Annotated in this window: 14 protein-coding genes and 1 tRNA gene; 3 read left to right on the top strand and 12 right to left on the bottom strand. The window is 46.9% G+C overall.

The annotated features are described in order from the left end of the window. Positions 1 to 26: 26 nt before the first annotated feature. The 6 genes from WJM45_RS08800 to rlmE all read right to left on the bottom strand — a co-directional run bounded on the left by WJM45_RS08800 (position 27) and on the right by rlmE (position 5,503). Positions 27 to 111 (bottom strand) — tRNA-Leu (locus WJM45_RS08800). Positions 112 to 120: 9 nt separating this feature from the next. Continuing rightward, the gene (gene secG, locus WJM45_RS08795; RefSeq protein ID WP_341328576.1) at positions 121 to 531 is read right to left on the bottom strand and encodes a preprotein translocase subunit SecG; all 411 of its coding nucleotides are present in this window, start codon (positions 529 to 531) and stop codon (positions 121 to 123) included. A gap of 24 nt (positions 532 to 555) precedes the next feature. Further along, positions 556 to 1,305 (bottom strand): triose-phosphate isomerase, encoded by a 750-nt coding sequence (gene tpiA, locus WJM45_RS08790; RefSeq protein WP_341328575.1) that lies wholly within the window; start codon positions 1,303 to 1,305, stop codon positions 556 to 558. Between the two features lie 59 nt (positions 1,306 to 1,364). Then, on the bottom strand, positions 1,365 to 2,708 hold the full coding sequence (gene glmM, locus WJM45_RS08785; RefSeq protein ID WP_341328574.1) for a phosphoglucosamine mutase: 1,344 nt from the start codon (positions 2,706 to 2,708) through the stop codon (positions 1,365 to 1,367). 121 nt (positions 2,709 to 2,829) lie between these two features. Next, entirely contained in the window at positions 2,830 to 4,749 is a 1,920-nt protein-coding gene (gene ftsH / locus WJM45_RS08780; RefSeq protein ID WP_341328573.1) for an ATP-dependent zinc metalloprotease FtsH, read from the bottom strand. Positions 4,750 to 4,885: 136 nt separating this feature from the next. Further along, positions 4,886 to 5,503, bottom strand: a complete 618-nt coding sequence (gene rlmE, locus WJM45_RS08775) for a 23S rRNA (uridine(2552)-2'-O)-methyltransferase RlmE (protein ID WP_341328572.1) — start codon at positions 5,501 to 5,503, stop codon at positions 4,886 to 4,888. 51 nt (positions 5,504 to 5,554) lie between these two features. On the opposite strand from rlmE, the gene WJM45_RS08770 reads away from it, so the two are divergent. Then, positions 5,555 to 5,821, top strand: a complete 267-nt coding sequence (locus tag WJM45_RS08770; RefSeq protein WP_341328571.1) for a YhbY family RNA-binding protein — start codon at positions 5,555 to 5,557, stop codon at positions 5,819 to 5,821. Between the two features lie 49 nt (positions 5,822 to 5,870). Here WJM45_RS08770 and greA read toward each other — a convergent pair whose 3' ends face one another. The 3 genes from greA to carA all read right to left on the bottom strand — a co-directional run bounded on the left by greA (position 5,871) and on the right by carA (position 11,520). Continuing rightward, complete coding sequence (gene greA, locus WJM45_RS08765; protein ID WP_017839725.1) at positions 5,871 to 6,347, bottom strand: transcription elongation factor GreA; 477 nt, start codon at positions 6,345 to 6,347, stop codon at positions 5,871 to 5,873. Between the two features lie 377 nt (positions 6,348 to 6,724). Continuing rightward, on the bottom strand, positions 6,725 to 9,952 hold the full coding sequence (gene carB / locus WJM45_RS08760) for a carbamoyl-phosphate synthase large subunit (RefSeq protein ID WP_341328570.1): 3,228 nt from the start codon (positions 9,950 to 9,952) through the stop codon (positions 6,725 to 6,727). A gap of 434 nt (positions 9,953 to 10,386) precedes the next feature. Further along, on the bottom strand, positions 10,387 to 11,520 hold the full coding sequence (gene carA / locus WJM45_RS08755) for a glutamine-hydrolyzing carbamoyl-phosphate synthase small subunit (RefSeq protein WP_341328569.1): 1,134 nt from the start codon (positions 11,518 to 11,520) through the stop codon (positions 10,387 to 10,389). Positions 11,521 to 12,089: 569 nt separating this feature from the next. Between carA and WJM45_RS08750 the strand changes: the two genes are divergently transcribed. Beyond that, the gene (locus WJM45_RS08750) at positions 12,090 to 15,164 is read left to right on the top strand and encodes a transglycosylase domain-containing protein (RefSeq protein WP_341328568.1); all 3,075 of its coding nucleotides are present in this window, start codon (positions 12,090 to 12,092) and stop codon (positions 15,162 to 15,164) included. A 416-nt stretch (positions 15,165 to 15,580) separates the two neighbouring features. Here the strand turns inward: WJM45_RS08750 and WJM45_RS08745 are convergent, their stop codons facing one another. Together WJM45_RS08745 and WJM45_RS08740 are read right to left on the bottom strand one after the other, a co-directional pair. Beyond that, complete coding sequence (locus WJM45_RS08745) at positions 15,581 to 16,159, bottom strand: NAD(P)H-dependent oxidoreductase (protein ID WP_341328567.1); 579 nt, start codon at positions 16,157 to 16,159, stop codon at positions 15,581 to 15,583. Between the two features lie 25 nt (positions 16,160 to 16,184). Next, positions 16,185 to 16,976, bottom strand: coding sequence for a VacJ family lipoprotein (locus WJM45_RS08740; protein WP_341328566.1), 792 nt, complete (start codon positions 16,974 to 16,976; stop codon positions 16,185 to 16,187). A 138-nt stretch (positions 16,977 to 17,114) separates the two neighbouring features. Between WJM45_RS08740 and rnt the strand changes: the two genes are divergently transcribed. Continuing rightward, positions 17,115 to 17,777 carry a ribonuclease T gene (gene rnt, locus WJM45_RS08735; RefSeq protein ID WP_341328565.1) on the top strand — a complete coding sequence of 221 codons (663 nt, stop codon included), beginning with the start codon at positions 17,115 to 17,117 and terminating at the stop codon, positions 17,775 to 17,777. A gap of 327 nt (positions 17,778 to 18,104) precedes the next feature. Here the strand turns inward: rnt and grxD are convergent, their stop codons facing one another. Next, positions 18,105 to 18,428 carry a Grx4 family monothiol glutaredoxin gene (gene grxD / locus WJM45_RS08730; RefSeq protein ID WP_341328564.1) on the bottom strand — a complete coding sequence of 108 codons (324 nt, stop codon included), beginning with the start codon at positions 18,426 to 18,428 and terminating at the stop codon, positions 18,105 to 18,107. Between the last annotated feature and the right edge of the window lie 160 nt (positions 18,429 to 18,588).

Raw genomic sequence — 18,588 nt, 5'->3', positions numbered from 1 at the left:
TGTTCGGACTACTCCGAACTTTAATTTGGTGCCGATGGCCGGACTTGAACCGGCACGACTTGCGTCACCACCCCCTCAAGATGGCGTGTCTACCAATTTCACCACATCGGCTGATAGTTGTTATTCTTTTACTTCGTTTGCCGGCTGTTCTTTTGCTTCAACCGTTTTTGACTCTTCTTCGATAGCTGGCGTTTCCGCTGATATAGAGGGGACGGCAACCGGTTCGGCTTCTTTACTCATTAATGGAATATCGAAAGCATCTTCGGTTTCTGCATCATCAAAAAAGTCTTTCGCGGCTTTACTACCGCCGCTCAATATAGCAAGAGAAAGACTTGTCACAAAGAATAATGTCGCTAAAATTGCAGTGGCTCTCGATAAAAACGAAGCTGAGCCTTGTGCGCCGAATAAAGTTCCCGATGCACCGCTCCCGAACGCGGCGCCGGCATCGGCGCCTTTACCTTGCTGCATTAAGACTAAACCGATTATACCCAGCCCAAATAATACATGAATGACTATGATAACTTGATACATTTTATTATGGTTATTTTGCTTTGATTATTTAGATGCGCGATATATTTTCAAAAAGCCTTCGGCATCCAATGATGCGCCGCCGATTAATCCGCCATCGATATCAGGCATTGCAAATAAGCCTTTAGCGTTGTCCGGCTTTACACTGCCGCCATACAAAATTTGCAGTTGGTCGGCAATGGTTTGATTTTTAGCAGCAAACTTTTGGCGAATATATTGATGTACTTCTTGCGCTTGCTCGTCAGAGGCGGTTCTTCCTGTACCGATGGCCCATACTGGCTCATAAGCTATGACTGCATTAGCGAAAGACTCAATGCCTGCCGCATTTAAAACCGCATCGAGCTGCTCATCGATGACGCTAAATGTTTGATCGTTTTCACGCTGCTCTAATGTTTCTCCAACGCACAATATAGGAATGATCCCTTCTTGTTGCGCTTGAGAATATCGTGAAGCGACCGACTCGTTTGTGTCGCCGTAATAAGTCCTACGCTCGGAGTGACCGACGATCGCATATTTACAATTAAATTCATTCAGCATGGATGCTGAGATTTCTCCGGTATATGCGCCAGAGCTTTGATCGGCGACATTTTGTGCGCCAAGATCAAGAGGAGTGCCTTCCGTTAATTTGGCAGCATCGGCTAAGTAGACATAAGGAACACAAACTACGATCCCGGTGTCGGATGAGTTAAGTCCGGCAATGATGGCTTTGCATAACGATTCTGTGGTCGATTTAGAACCATTCATTTTCCAGTTACCAGCCACGAGTGTTTGACGCATAATTTCTCCCTCTCCATCCAAAATTAAGCTGCGTATGATATATGCTTATCGAAACTTGTTCAAGCATCGATTGCTTTCTTGACCTCATCCGCTAATTGGTTGGCGCATTTATTCACCAATGCTTCATCGACTCCTTCCACCATTACACGAATCAACGGCTCGGTTCCTGACGCTCTTAGCAAGACTCGACCGTTAGCACCCAATATTTTTTCGACATCTTTAACCGCTTTTTGTATTTTTTCGTGATTATCGGGGTTGATTTTAATATCGGTTCTCAGATTAATCAGAACTTGAGGATACATGCATACACCAGACCTAAGTTCATGCAGCGTCTTACCGCTGGTTTTCATTTCGGCCATGACTTGTAAAGCCGCCACGATACCGTCGCCGGTAGTCGTTCTGTCTAAACAAATAATATGCCCCGAATTTTCACCTCCTAAGATACCCTTCTTCTCTTCGAGCATTTCCATGACATAACGATCTCCGACCTTTGCTCGAAACAATTCGATGCCTAAACTTTTTAGCGCATGCTCCATACCGAGATTTGTCATTAAAGTACCGACCACCGGACCTTTTAGGGCACCTGAGCTCAATCTCGATTTAGCGATGATATAAATCAATTCGTCGCCATCGACGATTTCGCCCTTATGATCGACCATGATCAACCTATCTCCGTCACCGTCGAGCGCAATACCGAAATCGGCCCGATAGGCAAGAACCGTCGAAACCAATTTTTCGGTCTTAGTGGCTCCGCACTCTTCGTTGATATTCAATCCATCCGGTTCGGCGCCGATCGTAACGACTTCAGCGCCTACTTCGTTGAAAACGTGCGGCGCGATATGGTAAGTCGCGCCATTGGCGCAGTCGACCACGATTCTTAGACCGTTAAAGTCCATCCAAGTCGGAATCGTACTTTTGCAAAATTCTATATATCGGCCTGCCGCATCTCCAACACGATTGGCTTTGCCCAGCTTCGACGAATCGACCGTCGTCATAGGCGAGTCTAGGTAATACTCTATTTTTTTCTCCATGGAATCGGGTAGTTTCGTTCCCTCAACCGAAAAAAACTTAATGCCGTTATCGTAGTATGGATTATGCGAAGCACTGATGACGATGCCCGCCTGGGCGCGTAAGGTCCGCGTTAAATAGGCTACGCCCGGCGTCGGCATCGGTCCCAATAAACGTGTATCAACGCCGGCAGCAGTCAATCCCGCTTCAAGCGCCGATTCGAACATATATCCTGAAATTCGAGTATCTTTACCGACCAATACGAAGCCGTGCCCTTCATTCGCGAAGACTCGACCGGTTGCCCAGCCTAATTTGAGCAAAAAATCAGCCGTTATCGGATACTCGCCTACTTTCCCTCTAATACCATCGGTTCCAAAATATTTTTTTTCCTTCATCTTCAAGCCCGTTTATTACTTATTGGTTAAAAAGCATGATTGGTTAAAAAGCATGCTTGTTTCAAAATAATAAAAAAGGAGAGCCGTCACCGACTCTCCTTTTCACTTGTTTCCGAAATGATTATTGCCCTTGTTCGGCGGCATCGCTTAAAGGCGGCTCGGAATCTTTAGCATTGGCTCGACTATCTACTTTAGCACCGCCTTGCGGTGGCGATGGATCTTCCCAGCCTTGGGGAGGCCTAACCGGTTTTCTTGACAACAAATCATCGAGCTGTGCTTTATCGATCGTTTCATACTTCACCAAAGCGTCGGCCATCGCGTGCAGAATATCTTCGTTTTCTTTCAGTATTTTTTCTGCGCGCTCGTAGTTCCTATCGATAATCGAGCGAATTTCTTCGTCGATCGTGTGCGAGGTTTCTTCGGCAACCGACTTATGCTGCGTAACAGAACGACCTAGAAACACCTCGCCTTCTTCTTCGCTATAAGCCAAAGGACCGAGACGCTGGGACAAGCCCCATTTCGTGACCATATTTCTAGCTAATTCGGTCGCACGCTCGATATCATTGGATGCGCCGGTACTGACCTCTTCCCAGCCAAAAATCATTTCCTCGGCAATTCGTCCGCCATACAAACTCGAAATCATGCTGTCGAGCTTACGCTTACTAATACTGTATTGATCAGCTTCGGGAAGAAACATCGTCACGCCCAAGGCTCGTCCACGCGGCATGATACTGACCTTGTAGACCGGATCATGGTCAGGCACCAGACGTCCGACAATGGCATGTCCGGCTTCATGATAAGCCGTCATTTTTTTCTCTTTGTCGCTCATTACCATAGAGCGACGTTCCGCGCCCATGATGATCTTGTCTTTCGCTTTTTCCAAGTCGATCATACTGATCAATCGTTTGTTGGCTCGGGCGGCACACAAGGCGGCTTCGTTAACCAAATTCGCCAAATCCGCACCGGAAAAACCGGGCGTGCCTTGCGCTATATATTTGATCACAACATCATCGGCGGCAGGAACTTTCTTCATGTGAACATTCAGAATTTGCTCCCGTCCTTTCACATCGGGTAAACCGACCGTGACTTGGCGATCGAATCTTCCGGGACGTAACAAGGCTTTATCCAATACATCTGGACGATTTGTCGCGGCGATCACAATAACCCCTTCGTTACCTTCAAAACCGTCCATCTCGACCAACAACTGATTTAAGGTTTGTTCGCGTTCGTCATGTCCGCCGCCTAATCCGGCTCCGCGTTGGCGACCAACGGCATCGATTTCGTCGATAAAGATAATGCAAGGCGCATGCTTCTTTGCCTGTTCGAACATGTCACGCACTCGAGACGCGCCGACACCCACAAACATTTCGACAAAATCGGAACCGGAGATGGTGAAGAACGGCACTTTTGCTTCCCCGGCAATAGCCCTAGCCAATAACGTTTTACCGGTACCGGGCGGGCCCACCATCAATGCGCCGCGCGGAATTTTTCCGCCGAGTTTTTGATATTTAGCGGGATCCTTTAGAAAATCGACCATTTCGGCAACTTCTTCCTTAGCTTCGTCACATCCTGCAACATCGGAGAATGTCACTTTGATCTGGTCTTCCTCAAGCATACGCGCCTTGCTTTTACCGAAAGACATCGCACCTCTACCGCCGGCGCCTCCGCCTTGCATTTGACGCATGAAAAAGACCCAAACGGCAATCAATAATAAGATAGGGCCGAATGAGACCAGAAGCTGCATCAAGAAGGAAGGTTGTTCAGGCGGCAAGGCTTTAATGTCGACCCCGCCTTCGAGTAAGTCATCGACTAAATGCGGATCGTTCGGCGCATAGGTGCGAAATGTCTCGCCGGTTTGCATTTTTCCCTTGACGACATTGTCATCGATTGAAACCTGTTGAACCTGCCCCATTTTAACCGCTTGTATGAACTGCGTATAAGTCAGCGAAAGTTCGCCGCGCTCTCCGCGCGGAGCGAAATTGTTGAATACCGACATCAATACGACGGCGATGACAACCCATAAAATTACATTTTTTAACATATCGTTCAAGTTACTAGCCTCTGACCTTATCAGGCCCTCGGTTTAAAAACATTGCAATTGTATCAGGAATCTGCGCTCCTGATCGTTGTTATTGATTTTCGCCATTCTCATTCATTAACATGGTGACTCAATCAGCTTATTTAAACCCTTTCCCTAAAATATATACTTCATTGCTTCTTGGCCTAGAGGCTTTCGGCTTTCTGATCGCAACCGATGAAAAACTTTGCCGGACATCTTTAAGAAAACTTTCATATCCTTCGCCCTGAAAAACCTTGACTAAAAATGAACCGCCGCGATTTAAAATCAAGCGCGCGGTATCAAGCGCAAGTTCGCATAAATACATGGAATTAGGCTGATCAACGCCTTTATTGCCGGTCATATTCGGCGCCATATCCGACATGACCAAGTCGACAGCCGCTCCGGCCAACACGGTTTGCAACTGTTCCAACACCGCGATTTCGCGAAAGTCGCCTTGAATAAAATCGACATTTACCAATGGATCCATCGGCAATATATCCAGGGCTATAATTTTATTTTTTTTCCCGATAATGCGCCCGGCATATTGAGACCAGCCGCCCGGTGCCGCGCCTAAATCGACGACATTCATTCCCGGTTTTATGATGCAGTCCTTTTCTTGTATTTCAATTAACTTGAATACTGCGCGAGATCGCCATCCTTGCGCTTGAGCCATTTTGACGTATTCATCGTGAAAATGTTCCTGTAACCAGCGACTACTGCTTTTACTTCGTGCCATATCGGAAATCGTGTAAAATTCGCGTTTTATTTATAGCTAAGGAAACACAGAGTGACCCCCGCCGAAAGAAAACAACTCAAAGCCCAAGCCCACAGCCTGAAACCGGTTGTCATAATAGGCCATTCAGGCTTAACGCAAGGCGTTTTGGCTGAAATGGATATTGCGCTCAATAGTCATGAACTCATCAAAGTAAAAATACGCGCCGAACGCGACGATCGAAAAAAGCTACAACAGGAAATTTGCACACAAACCGGAGCCAATTTCGTTCAAAGCATAGGGCAGATTCTTGTTATTCATCGACTAAATCCGGAGAAATAAGCCTATGAGCGGGCAACGCGCACAAGCCGCCCGCCGTTTCACACGATCGTTAAATATACTGAATCGAAAGAATTTCGTATTCTATATCGCCGCCTGGCGCTTTGACGATGACCACATCCTCTGCTTCTTTACCTATCAAGGCCCGTGCTATCGGAGAGCCAACGGAGATACGACCGGCTTTGATATCGGCTTCGTCTTCGCCGACGATTTGATAAGTGACGGTATCGCCACTTTCGAGCTCTTCGATTTCAACGGTTGCACCGAATACGACTTTACCGTTGGCATCCAATTTAGTGACATCGATAATTTGAGCATTGGACAATTTGCCTTCAATCTCGGCGATGCGCCCCTCAGCAAAACTTTGCTGTTCGCGCGCAGCATGATATTCGGCATTTTCCTTCAAATCTCCGTGCTCCCTGGCTTCAGCAATGGCCTTGATGATTCTGGGACGCACCACGGATTTCAGCTCGTCTAACTCCTCGCGTAATTTTTTGGCTCCGGTGACTGTTAGAGGTACTTTATTCATGGATACAACTCCTTTAATTTATTGTAGTTACCAAGCAAAAAGAATTTGCCCGGCAAAAATAGTCGGATTGAGTCGGCATATGACTTGTTGTAATAAGCCAATGTGACGCTTAAGATTCGGTCATAAATAACTTTCCTATTTTTGGAGGCTTCGATGACTCGATTGGCAGGCGTCGGCGGCGGGAATACCGCCGCCAAGCCTACACGGACATGTTCACCCTCGTATAATTTAGGTGCAGGGCCTGTCAAGCAAGTCACCGACCCCTCGACAAAGCTCAAAACTCCAGACAGTTATTTATCGCGAGATTCTTAAGAACAACTGTCAGATCACAATGGAAACCGACAGAGATCTTTCAGCCTGTTGAGAGACGCGAGCGATTAATCGGCATCGATTAAGCTTTTGTGAAGTTCTTGCAAGCTAGTCACGGTTCCAGCCGCCAACTCTCCCAATGCATAACACGCGGCGCGCGCACCAGCCATCGTAGTGTAATAGGTTACACGATGCTGCAATGCTTCTCTTCGCATCGTGAATGAGTCGTGAATAGCTTTCTTGCCATCAGTGGTGTTAACGACTAATTGAATTTGGTCGTTTTTGATCATATCCACGGTATTCGGCCTACCTTCGTTGACTTTGAATACTTCGTCGCAAGGAATACCGGCTTCTTTCAATACTCTAGCCGTCCCCCGAGTCGCGACGATTTGATAGTCTTTTGCAACCAGCATTTTAGCCAATTCTGGCAACTTAGCCTTATCCGCATCACGAATACTGATCAATACTTTCCCGCTTTGGCTTAAATCAATACCGGCGGCACGTTGCGATTTGGCGAATGCTTCGCCAAAAGTCTTTCCAACACCCATCACCTCACCGGTCGACTTCATTTCAGGCCCTAATAAGGGATCGACGCCAGGGAATTTAACGAAAGGGAACACCGCTTCCTTGACCGAATAATACGAAGGTATACGCTCTTCTGTAATACCTTGCTCAACTAAAGATTTACCAACCATACAGCGCGCAGCAATTTTGGCCAACGGATAACCGGTCGCCTTGGAAACGAACGGCGCCGTTCTCGATGCCCGAGGATTTACTTCAAGTACATATATATCGTCACCTTGAATTGCAAACTGGGTATTCATCAACCCCCTCACACCAAGTGCTTCCGCCATTTTAGCAACTTGTTCGCGCAATTGATTTTGAATAGCCGCCGGCAAATCGTATGGGGGTATCGAGCAAGCCGAATCGCCGGAATGAACACCCGCCTGTTCGATATGCTCCATCAATCCGCCGATCAACACCCGCTCACCATCGTAAATCGCATCGACATCCATTTCAACCGCATCATCGAGAAATCGGTCCAATAATACCGGAGAGTCGTTAGAAACACTGACAGCCTCTTTCATGTAGCGCTGGAGTCCTTCTTCGTTCACAACGATTTCCATTGCCCGACCACCTAACACATAAGAAGGCCTAACCACCAACGGATAACCCAGCTCCCGCGCCGAAAGTATCGCCTGCTCGACCGAACGCGCCGTTGCATTGGGCGGTTGTTTCAAGCCCAATCTTTCCAATAATTTTTGAAAGCGTTCTCTGTCCTCGGCCAAATCTATCGAATCGGGAGACGTACCGATAATCGGCGCTCCAGCGGCCTCAAGTGCGCGCGCCAGTTTCAGCGGAGTTTGTCCACCGTATTGAACGATCACGCCCTTCGGTTGTTCGAGGTGAATGATCTCCAAGACATCTTCCAAGGTCAACGATTCGAAATACAAGCGATCGGAGGTATCGAAATCGGTCGAAACGGTCTCCGGGTTGCAGTTAATCATGATCGTTTCGTAACCATCTTCACGCAATGCCAATGCAGCATGCACGCAGCAATAATCAAACTCGATGCCTTGCCCGATTCGATTAGGACCGCCGCCCAGAATAATAATTTTATCCTTGTCGCTGACCCGTGCCTCGCATTCTTCATCGTAACTCGAATATAAATAAGCGGTATCGGATGAAAATTCAGCCGCGCACGAATCTATACGTTTATAAACCGGACGGATGTTGTTTTTATGTCGAGCGTTTCGAATTTCAGACTCGCTGGTATCGAGTAATTTTGCCAGCCTGGCATCGGAAAACCCTTTACGCTTCAAACGATAGAGCTCGCCCTCTTCCAAAGTCGCCAATGTTTTGGTTGACAGCGATTTTTCGGCAATCAGCAAGTCTTCGATTTGCGCCAAAAACCAGGGATCGATTTTGCAGATGTCATGAATCTCTTCAAGCGACATACCGCTGCGAAACGCATCGGCAACATACCATAAGCGTTCGGCGCCCGGATGACGCATTTCTTTGAGTAAAATTTCCTTGGCATCCTCGGCATTTAAATCGACAATCTCATCGAGGCCGGTCTTGTCGACTTCAAGCCCACGCAAGGCTTTTTGCAAAGACTCTTGAAACGAGCGTCCGATCGCCATGACTTCGCCGACCGATTTCATTTGTGTCGTCAATCGATCATCGGCTTGCGGGAATTTTTCGAAGGTAAAGCGCGGCACCTTGGTCACGACATAATCGATCGTCGGCTCAAACGAGGCCGGCGTAGCACCGCCGGTGATTTCGTTTTGCAGCTCGTCCAAGGTATAGCCGACCGCGAGCTTAGCCGCGACCTTCGCAATCGGAAAACCGGTCGCTTTCGAGGCTAAAGCGGACGATCGCGAAACACGCGGATTCATCTCGATAATGACCATCCGCCCGTTTTCCGGATTGATCGCGACCTGTACGTTCGACCCCCCTGTGTCGACGCCGATTTCGCGCAAGACGGCCAATGAAACGTTACGTAATATTTGGTATTCCTTGTCGGTCAAGGTTTGCGCCGGGGCGACAGTAATTGAGTCGCCGGTATGCACACCCATAGGATCGAAATTCTCGATCGAACAAACGATGATGCAATTGTCTTTCGAATCGCGCACGACTTCCATTTCGAATTCTTTCCAGCCCAGCACCGACTCTTCAATCAGCAATTCATTGGTCGGCGACAAATACAATCCACGCTCGCAAATTTCAATAAATTCTTCCTTGTTATAGGCAATACCGCCGCCGCTGCCGCCCATCGTAAACGAGGGGCGAATAATGGTTGGGTAACCGACTTCTTCTTGTGCAGCCAGCGCTTCTTCCATACTATGCGCCGTTTTGGATTTCGCGACTTCCAGGCCGATTTTTCGCATTGCCCGGTTGAACAACTCCCGATCCTCGGCTTTATTGATCGCTTCTTTAGTCGCACCGATCATTTCCACGCCGTATTTTTCCAACACGCCGTGCTTGTCGAGCGCTAAAGCACAATTCAATGCGGTTTGCCCGCCCATCGTCGGCAAAATCGCGTCGGGGCGCTCTTTTTCTATAATTTTTTCGACGGTTTGCCAGTCGATCGGCTCGATATAAACTGTATCGGCCATATCAGGGTCGGTCATGATCGTCGCAGGATTGGAATTAACCAAAATGACCCGGTAACCTTCCTCGCGCAATGCCTTGCATGCTTGCGTGCCGGAATAATCGAATTCGCAAGCTTGTCCGATGACAATAGGACCTGCGCCCAATAATAAAATCGATTTTATGTCGCTTCTTTTTGGCATTTTTATACTGTTCTTTCTCGGTGGCGGTTTAGGATTTGGTCGAAAATAACTTCCCTATTTTGGAGGGTTAGGTTGCTCGATTGGCAGGTGTCGGCGGCACGGCAGATTTTTGCTCCTGCAAAATCTGCATTCACCCAGATCCTAAATTCCATGGCCCATTGGCTATGGTCAACCATCTTGGATCATTTAGGTGCTGGGTTCACGGCGTCCTGTCAAGAGAGTGACCGAACCCTCAACAAAGCTCATATACTCATCTTAGATGAAAATTCGGCCTCGGGGTGCCCGTCAAAGGACGCCGTGAATACGTCCATGTAGGCTCTATGCCAGCTCCATGCTGGCAAAGCCTTTACCGAGCACCCCGAGGCCTCCTCCGGCACTGCCGAAATTTGAAGTGCGAAAGGTATAACTACAGGACGTTATTGATCACGAAATCCTTAGTGCGTTTGGGGTCGTTCCATCATCTCGACGAAACGGTCGAATAAACTTTCGACATCCTGCGGCCCTGGGCTCGCTTCGGGATGCCCTTGAAAACCGAAAGCCGGACAATCGGTTCGCTCTATACCTTGCAGACTGCCGTCGAAAAGCGAACGAAAAGTCGCTTTTAAATGCGTTGGCAAACTCGCTTCGTTGACCGCAAAGCCGTGATTTTGACTACTGATCATAACCCGTCCGGTCGCAAGCTCTTGAACAGGATGATTCGCGCCATGATGCCCGAATTTCATTTTTTCGGTTTTTGCGCCGCTGGCTAAAGCCAATAATTGATGGCCTAAACAAATACCGAAAACAGGGACTTTGGTATCGAGAATCGATTTTATCGCTTCGATCGCATAATCGCATGGCTCCGGATCGCCCGGGCCATTCGACAAAAACACGCCATCGGGATTCATTGCCAAGACCTTCTCAGCAGGCGTCTGTGCTGAAACAACGGTAACTCGGCATCCGCGATTGGCAAGTAGCCTCAGGATATTGCGCTTAATACCGAAATCAAAAGCTACAACATGCTTAGTCAAATTAGCGGCTGTTTGATGACCCTTGTCGAGATCCCAAACGTCCTCCGTCCATTCATAAGACTTCTCGACAGTCACAATTTTGGCTAAATCCATGCCTTTAAGGCCTGGAAAATCGGCTATCGCTTTCTTGGCAATCTCGATATCGGGGTTATCGCCGGCAACGACAGCACCGCGTTGAGCACCTTTATCGCGTAATAAGCGAGTCAGTCTACGCGTATCGATCTCGGCAATCGCGACCACATTCCGGTCGATCAAATATTCCTGCAAGGTTTTCTCACACCGCCAATTACTAGCCTGCAATGGTAAATTTCGAATAACCAAACCGCTGGCAAAAACGCTCGGCGACTCGTCATCCTCTGCATTGGCACCTACATTGCCTATATGCGGATATGTCAATGTTACGATTTGACGCGCGTAGGATGGATCACTCAATATTTCCTGATATCCAGTCAATGAAGTGTTAAAAACGACTTCTCCAACGGAACAACCATCCACTCCGATGGATACGCCATTAAAAACCGATCCATCCTCCAATACCAGTAATGCGGGTTTACTCAAAATCTGCTACCTCAAATGTGCAAAACGGGAGGAGCCGCACATGACCCATCCCGTTACAGAAAAGACAAAACTAAGTTAATTCTACGAAATTATCGCTATTTGGTCATTAACAATTTTCACTTACTGCAAAGCTGTCGCTACACTCTTCGATCAAAATACTTATCAAGCATTGGGATTATTTTAGTGACCTTGATAAAGCAACTGAACTTTCGATTAAAAAATACCTCTTTGCATTAATTTAAAATTAATAAATGATGAATAAAGGGTTTAAAATCAGTTTTTGACAATTATACTCATCGTAGATCAAAATTTGGTGCCGGGTGTTCGTTCCCTCACTTAGCGTTAGGCAAGGAAACGAGCACCCCGGCGGCGCCTCTGACACGTAATTATTCAGATCCCCTTATCATTCCCACGCAGAGCGTGGGAACGGTGATTACCGGGTACTGAATAGTTACTCTGACACTGCCGAAATTTGAAGTGCGAAAGATATATTTCCCCTAAAGAATCGACCTATCCCATACTTGGACGGCCCAAACTCAACAAGACCTAACTGAAGGTAACCACAGAATATGCGAAATGTTAAACTGAAAATTCGCCGGTTATTGGTATCGAGTTTTTGGATCGGCGCGGCGTGGTTAAGCTTTTCTTTTGTCGTCTTAGTCAAGGAGGAAATAGAAACTTCCCGCTATCAAGCCCGATATCTTTCGAAGATTACCAAACAGTTGAGTTTCAAACTTGAAACCGGCGCCAGTTCGTCGATTCGCTTTCCTTCTGATGGCCCTTACGATCGACGGCTCGGGTACACATCGTTACCCGACATGATATCCCGCTTGGAAAACAACGGCTTCAAGATATCGGCCCAGGCACACTCGTCCGATGTGATGCTGCAATTGAACGACTACGGGCTTAATCCCATCTATCAGGAAAAAATTCAAGCCGGGCTTCGCATCATCGATTACAAAGACCGCGAATTATTCAACACCCGGCATCCGACTTACGGATATACACATTTTGATGCGATTCCTCCGCTTATTCTCAACACTTTGTTATTTATTGAGAACCGCGAATTACTCAATGATAAATTCCCCACGGTTAATCCGGCTATCGAATGGAGTCGACTGGGATTCGCCGGCATGCAATTTATTGCCAAGCAATTCGGCTCAAACATCAACGTTCCGGGCGGAAGCACCCTGGCAACTCAGTTAGAAAAATACCGTCATTCACCGGACGGCTATACTCACTCAATCAAAGACAAACTGCAACAAATGGTCAGCGCTTCGATACGCGCTTACTTATTGGGCCCCGATACCCGGGAAATGAGGAAACAGATCGCGCTTTCATATCTAAACTCAATGCCGTTGGCAGCGACGCCTAAACTTGGTGAAGTTCATGGTTTGGGCGATGGATTATCGGCCTGGTACGGAGCGGATTTTGAAGAAACCAATCGCCTACTCGCTGCAAGCGCCTTCGACCCCGAACAAGCAGTCAGTCCCGAACAAGGCAAAGCCTACCGGCAAGTGCTCAGCTTGCTTCTATCGCAACGAAGACCCTCAGATCTACTCGGTTCTAAGACCGGCTTCAAAGCATTACAAAATCTTACCGACAGCTATTTAAGAGTCATGGCCGAACAAGGCATCATTTCAACATCATTACGCGATGCTTCATTACAAGCATCCGTTGCCCGCCAAACCAGGGAAATCCCAGAGCCGGCCAAGTTCATGACCGAAAAAAAGACCCAAGCCGTACTCCGGACACGATTAGCTAGAGCGCTGGGAGTTCATTCGATCTACGAATTAGACCGAATTGACTTGACCGCAAAGTCGACTATTGATTTCGATACTCAGCAAGCAGTCGGTCAATCCCTCAGGCGTTTGAGCGAAATAGAAGGCGCCCGAGCCGCGGGCGCAATCGGATTCAGGTTATTAAATGAAACCAACGATCCCTCGCCTATTATTTACAGCTTGATGTTGTTCGAGCGAAGCCCAAAAGGCAACTTGCTACGCGTACAAACCGATAATTACGATCAACCGCTGGATATCAACGAAGGCATTAAAATCGACCTAGGTTCCACCGCTAAACTCAGAACGATGGTTCATTACCTTGAACTAGTCACCAACGTTTACGAACTTTACAAACACACCCCGGCTTCCGAATTCAATAAAATCGAACTGCATTCACGCGACTATATTTCCGCCTGGGTAATCCATCAACTTCGCGCCAACCCTAATATACAATTGGAAGATTTATTGAACCGGGCCCTCGACAGGCGTTTCTCGGCCAGCCCGGGAGAAAGTTTCTATACCGGGGGCGGCATTCATCGCTTTAGTAATTTCAGCCGGATAGACAACGAAAAAATCCTATCGGTTCGCGATGCCTTGCGCGATTCGGTCAATTTAGTCTTCATTCGCCTCATGCGCGAAGTCGTATATCATCACCTTTACAAACCTGGAGGCGTTGCACGATGGCTGGAAATTCCGAACGACCCTCGCCGCCAGGAATATCTCCAACGTTTTGCCGACCGTGAAGGACGTATATATTTGCGCCGATTCTACGCAAAATATCAAGATAAGTCGCCCGAAGAAGCCCTGGCCATGCTGACAAAACGCGTTTACGCCAAAGCATCCCGGTTTTCTATGCTATACCAATCGATTTATCCCGATGCTAGCATTGATGCGTTGGAACAGTTTCTGAAAAAAAACCTACCTGCCTCCGCGCTCGGCAATGAAAAAATCGAAAAACTGCACGAAAAATACTCTCCGGCCAATTTCGACTTACAGGATCAAGGCTACATCACCAAAATCCATCCTCTCGAACTTTGGTTAGTCAGGTATTTAGCTCAACATCCTAACGCAACAAAAGAAGAAATCCTAGAAGCCAGCACGGAGCAACGCCAGGAAGTTTATCGCTGGTTATTTAGGAGCCGCCGCGCCAATGCTCAACAACGGCGCATTATGACGCTGCTGGAAATCGAAGCATTTACCTCAATCCATCGTGCTTGGCAAAGAACGGGCTACCCTTTCAGTTATTTGACGCCTTCCTATGCTAGCGCAATCGGTGCGTCGGGAGACCGTCCGGCGGCATTGGCAGAGCTGATGGGTATTTTACAAAACAACGGCATCAGACAACCGCTAGTTCGTTTTGAAAAACTTCATTTCGCAAAAGACACGCCCTATGAAACCATCATGAGTCGACAACCCGCTCATGGCCAGCGAGTCTTTGCGCCCGAAATTGCAAAAGTGACCCGTGATGCTCTGATTGGCGTTGTCGAAGGGGGAACGGCAACGCGCTTAAGAAACGTTTACAAAGACTCCGATATCGAACCGATCGCAATAGGCGGAAAAACCGGCACCGGCGACCATCGGCGCCAAGTGTGGGGAGAACGTGGACGGTTGATCGAGTCGAAATTCATCAGCCGTGCCGCAACTTTTGCATTTTTCCTTGGGGATCGATTCTTTGGTGTCATTACCGCTTATGTCAAAGGACCCGATGCGGAAAACTACCGATTCACCAGTTCGCTACCGGTGCAAATTGTCAAGTCGTTGGAGCCGACATTATCACCTTTACTAAATCGAGAAACTGAGATGGAAGACGTTCGACCGATTTCCGAAGTAACGGTAGCGGGGGGGCCACAAAATAAATCTTAGCAACGAGCAGGATGGCCAACAGCATATCAAATAGATGTGAATAACGGCGAGCGCAGAGAATGGGAACGATAAACTTGCGCAGGATGTGTGCAAAGCGTCAGATTTATTTAGGGAGGTATTTTTTACCGTACCCTTGAGAAAATCGATTTATTAAAGATGCGGTTAGAAACGAGCATAAAGTAACTTCGGTAAATGCTGAAAGGAGGTTCGGTGGCTCGATTGACAGGCGTCGGCAGCAGGGCAGATTTTTGCTCCATGCAAAATCTGCATTCACGCCATCCTTGGCGATCAGATAGCCGCCGTCGAGCCTACATAGATGTATTCACGGCGTCCTGACAAGCGAGTCGCCGAACCACCACAATGCCTTAAAACTTGTAGAAGTAAATTTGTGCATATTCCTTAATAATCACTTTTCGCTATTCTGTAGATTTTAATTTTGCCAGTGTCCGAGCTAAATTAACGCCCAATTCGATGACCGCATCTTGTTGAGCGGAATCGACTAACGAACCGTCATGGTTAAATGCTTTTGCAGCATTGGCTATCGCTTGTTGACCGGATTGAACGGTTACACCGATATTGGACAACAACAACCTTAAAAACACCAAGCCTCTCAAACCACCCAAGGCGCCAGGCGAAGCAGACATAATTGCCGCTAATTTTCCGCGATATGCCAGCAGAGGCAACTCATCGCCCTCCCTGCGCGACGCCCAGTCTATTGCATTTTTTAATAATGGACTAAATGCACTATTATATTCAGGCGATGCGATTAAAAAACCGTCGTGTGCGATTAAAAGCGACTTAAAATCCCGTGCCGACCCCGGCATTCCCTCTTTTTTTTCAAGATCTTCATTGAAAATGGGCATTTCAAAATCCGCTAAATTAATCAAAGAAACTTCCGCGCCCGCACGTCGAGCTCCATCGGCAGCGATCTCAACCAATTTCTGGTTATAGGAATTTTTTCTAGCACTACCGGAAAAGGCAAGAATTTTAACCATAGCCCTTCTCTCCAAGTCGTTTCAGTTAAATCGCATCCGGTTCGATATATTCGTCATTGAAATTGTTAAAATCAACATCGAGATCCCAATCGTTTTCGGGCACATTACCGTCTAGAATCAAATATTCTCGTTGTTGTATATAGGCATTTTTGAAGAATTCGTATCGATCCACAGCGGCTTCTGTCGCAATTCTTGTTGTGCTCAAATTGTCGGCGCGAGTATCGACCGCATTCAATACAAATAGACCGCCACCAATAGCACCATAAGTTCCGGAAACGATACCGCCATCGATATAACTAATCGGATTCATCGCGGCATCGCCGACAAGGCCGAAAACGCCTCTGACAGAACTCGGGCCGAAAAGCGGTAACACTAAATACGGTCCTGACGGCACTCCCCAAACCGCTAAAGTTTGATCGAAATCCTCATTATGCTTTGGCAAATCGATTTCTGTCGCAACATCAAACAAACCTCCGATACCCGCCACCGTATTCACAAGAAAACGAGCGCCATCCGATCCGGTCTGGGCCAGTTTAAATTGCAACAAATCGTTAATAGTAACGCCTATATCATTAATATTGCTGAAAAAGTTCGTAACGCCCCGATCAACAAAAGAAGGGGTAATCCATTGATAGCCCTTGGCAAGAGGCTTCATGGCATACTCGTCCAAATTATCGTTAAAGACCTGCATATTCCGGTTAAAGCCTTCCCACGGATCGCTTTCATCGATCCTAGCTGCGGGCGCCGACGCGCATCCGATCACGGAGCTCAGCAATAACGGCATCGCCAAACGAACTACCATTGGTTTTAGATTCATATACGGCCTCGCAATATCTAAATTTTTATTATTCGGTGTTTTTCGCGTAAGATAGCACAATATCCCTGCCCTTTCGAGCATTGGCAATAAACTTGCCACTACTCCTTTTTTCAAATTTTTCTCAATTTTTATGTATCGATGGAAAAAACCATAACGCCCCTGGGAAGTCGCTTCCGAGGTTACCTTCCAGTAATTATCGACATTGAAACCGGAGGCTTCAACCCCAAAAAAAATCCGTTACTGGAAATTGCAGCGGTCATCGTGGAACTGAATAAACACGGTAACCTTGAAATCACCGAGCGTCACGCATGTCATGTCATTCCTTTTCAAAATTCCGAATTAGACGAATCCGCTCTAAAATTCAACAAAATAGATCCATACCATCCTTTCCGCATGGCTATTCAAGAAAAAGATGCGCTGGATAAACTATTCAAACCCATCAAAAAGGCCGTAAAAAGAAATGACTGCACCCGAGCGATACTGGTTGGCCACAATCCCGCTTTTGATATTGGTTTTTTAAATGCAGCAATTCATAGAACACAAATCAAACGCAGTCCATTTCATCCTTTCAGCACTTTCGATACCGCAACATTAGGCGGTCTAGTCTATCAGCAAACGGTACTGGCAAAAATTGCCGCCGCAGCTGGATTAAATTGGGATAGCGACCAAGCGCATTCGGCCTTATACGATGCCGAACAAACGGCTAGACTTTTTTGCAAAATCGTCAACCGCTGGAAAAAACTGGAAGCGTTAGAATCCGATACCGAGACAAAATCAGGTTCAGATATGGCTGAAAGCTAGGGGATGCGACCAAGAATTTAACCGGCATAAACCTAGAAAAAGCATTTCACCATGAAGATCATGAAGAATAGGAAGTTAATTCAATAGCTTATTACGCGTTTGTATAGAACTTTCGCTCACCAAAAAGGTTAGCGAGAAGGATTTGGTAAGTTCTTGGAATCCTTCATGAACCTCATGTGCTTCATGGTTAAATTGCCGAATTCAGGATAAAAGGTTGTGTTTGCATTGGTAGTTACAGCGACATCGAAAGCTTCATCCGGGCTAGGACTGTCGGGGACCGGTCACAATGACACGAAAGCCTCACGCCATCCATGGCCGGCAAAAAGATTAAGCGCTAATGGCTTCAGCATCCTGCAACAACTTGACTAACTCACCCGTATTATATAAATCAAGAATGATATCGCAACCGCCAACTAATTGGCCTTTGATATAAAGCTGAGGATAAGTCGGCCAATTGGAATATTCCTTCAACGCCTCCCTGAGCTCAGGGTCTTCGAAAATATTAACAAACATGAAATCGGCCTTGCAGGCGCGCAATACTTGTACCGAGCGACCGGAAAATCCGCACTGTGGAAAATCGGGAGTCCCTTTCATGTAGAGTACTACCGGATTATTTTCAATCTGATCTTTAATTCTGCTTATTACATCCATAAAAATTACTCGTTAATTATAAAAACCTAGTAATACTATCAAGATTTGCATTATTAAAAAAGCTTCTTTTTATAGCAATACTATTGATTAGCCCGGTTATCAAACATATAATCATCGGTTTTCTTACGGGCGGCTTTTAGCCGCCTTTTTGCATTTTAGG

The sequence above is a fragment of the Methylotuvimicrobium sp. KM2 genome, from assembly GCF_038051925.1.
GTDB lineage: Bacteria > Pseudomonadota > Gammaproteobacteria > Methylococcales > Methylomonadaceae > Methylotuvimicrobium.
This window is presented reverse-complemented; position numbering and strand designations above follow the sequence as displayed.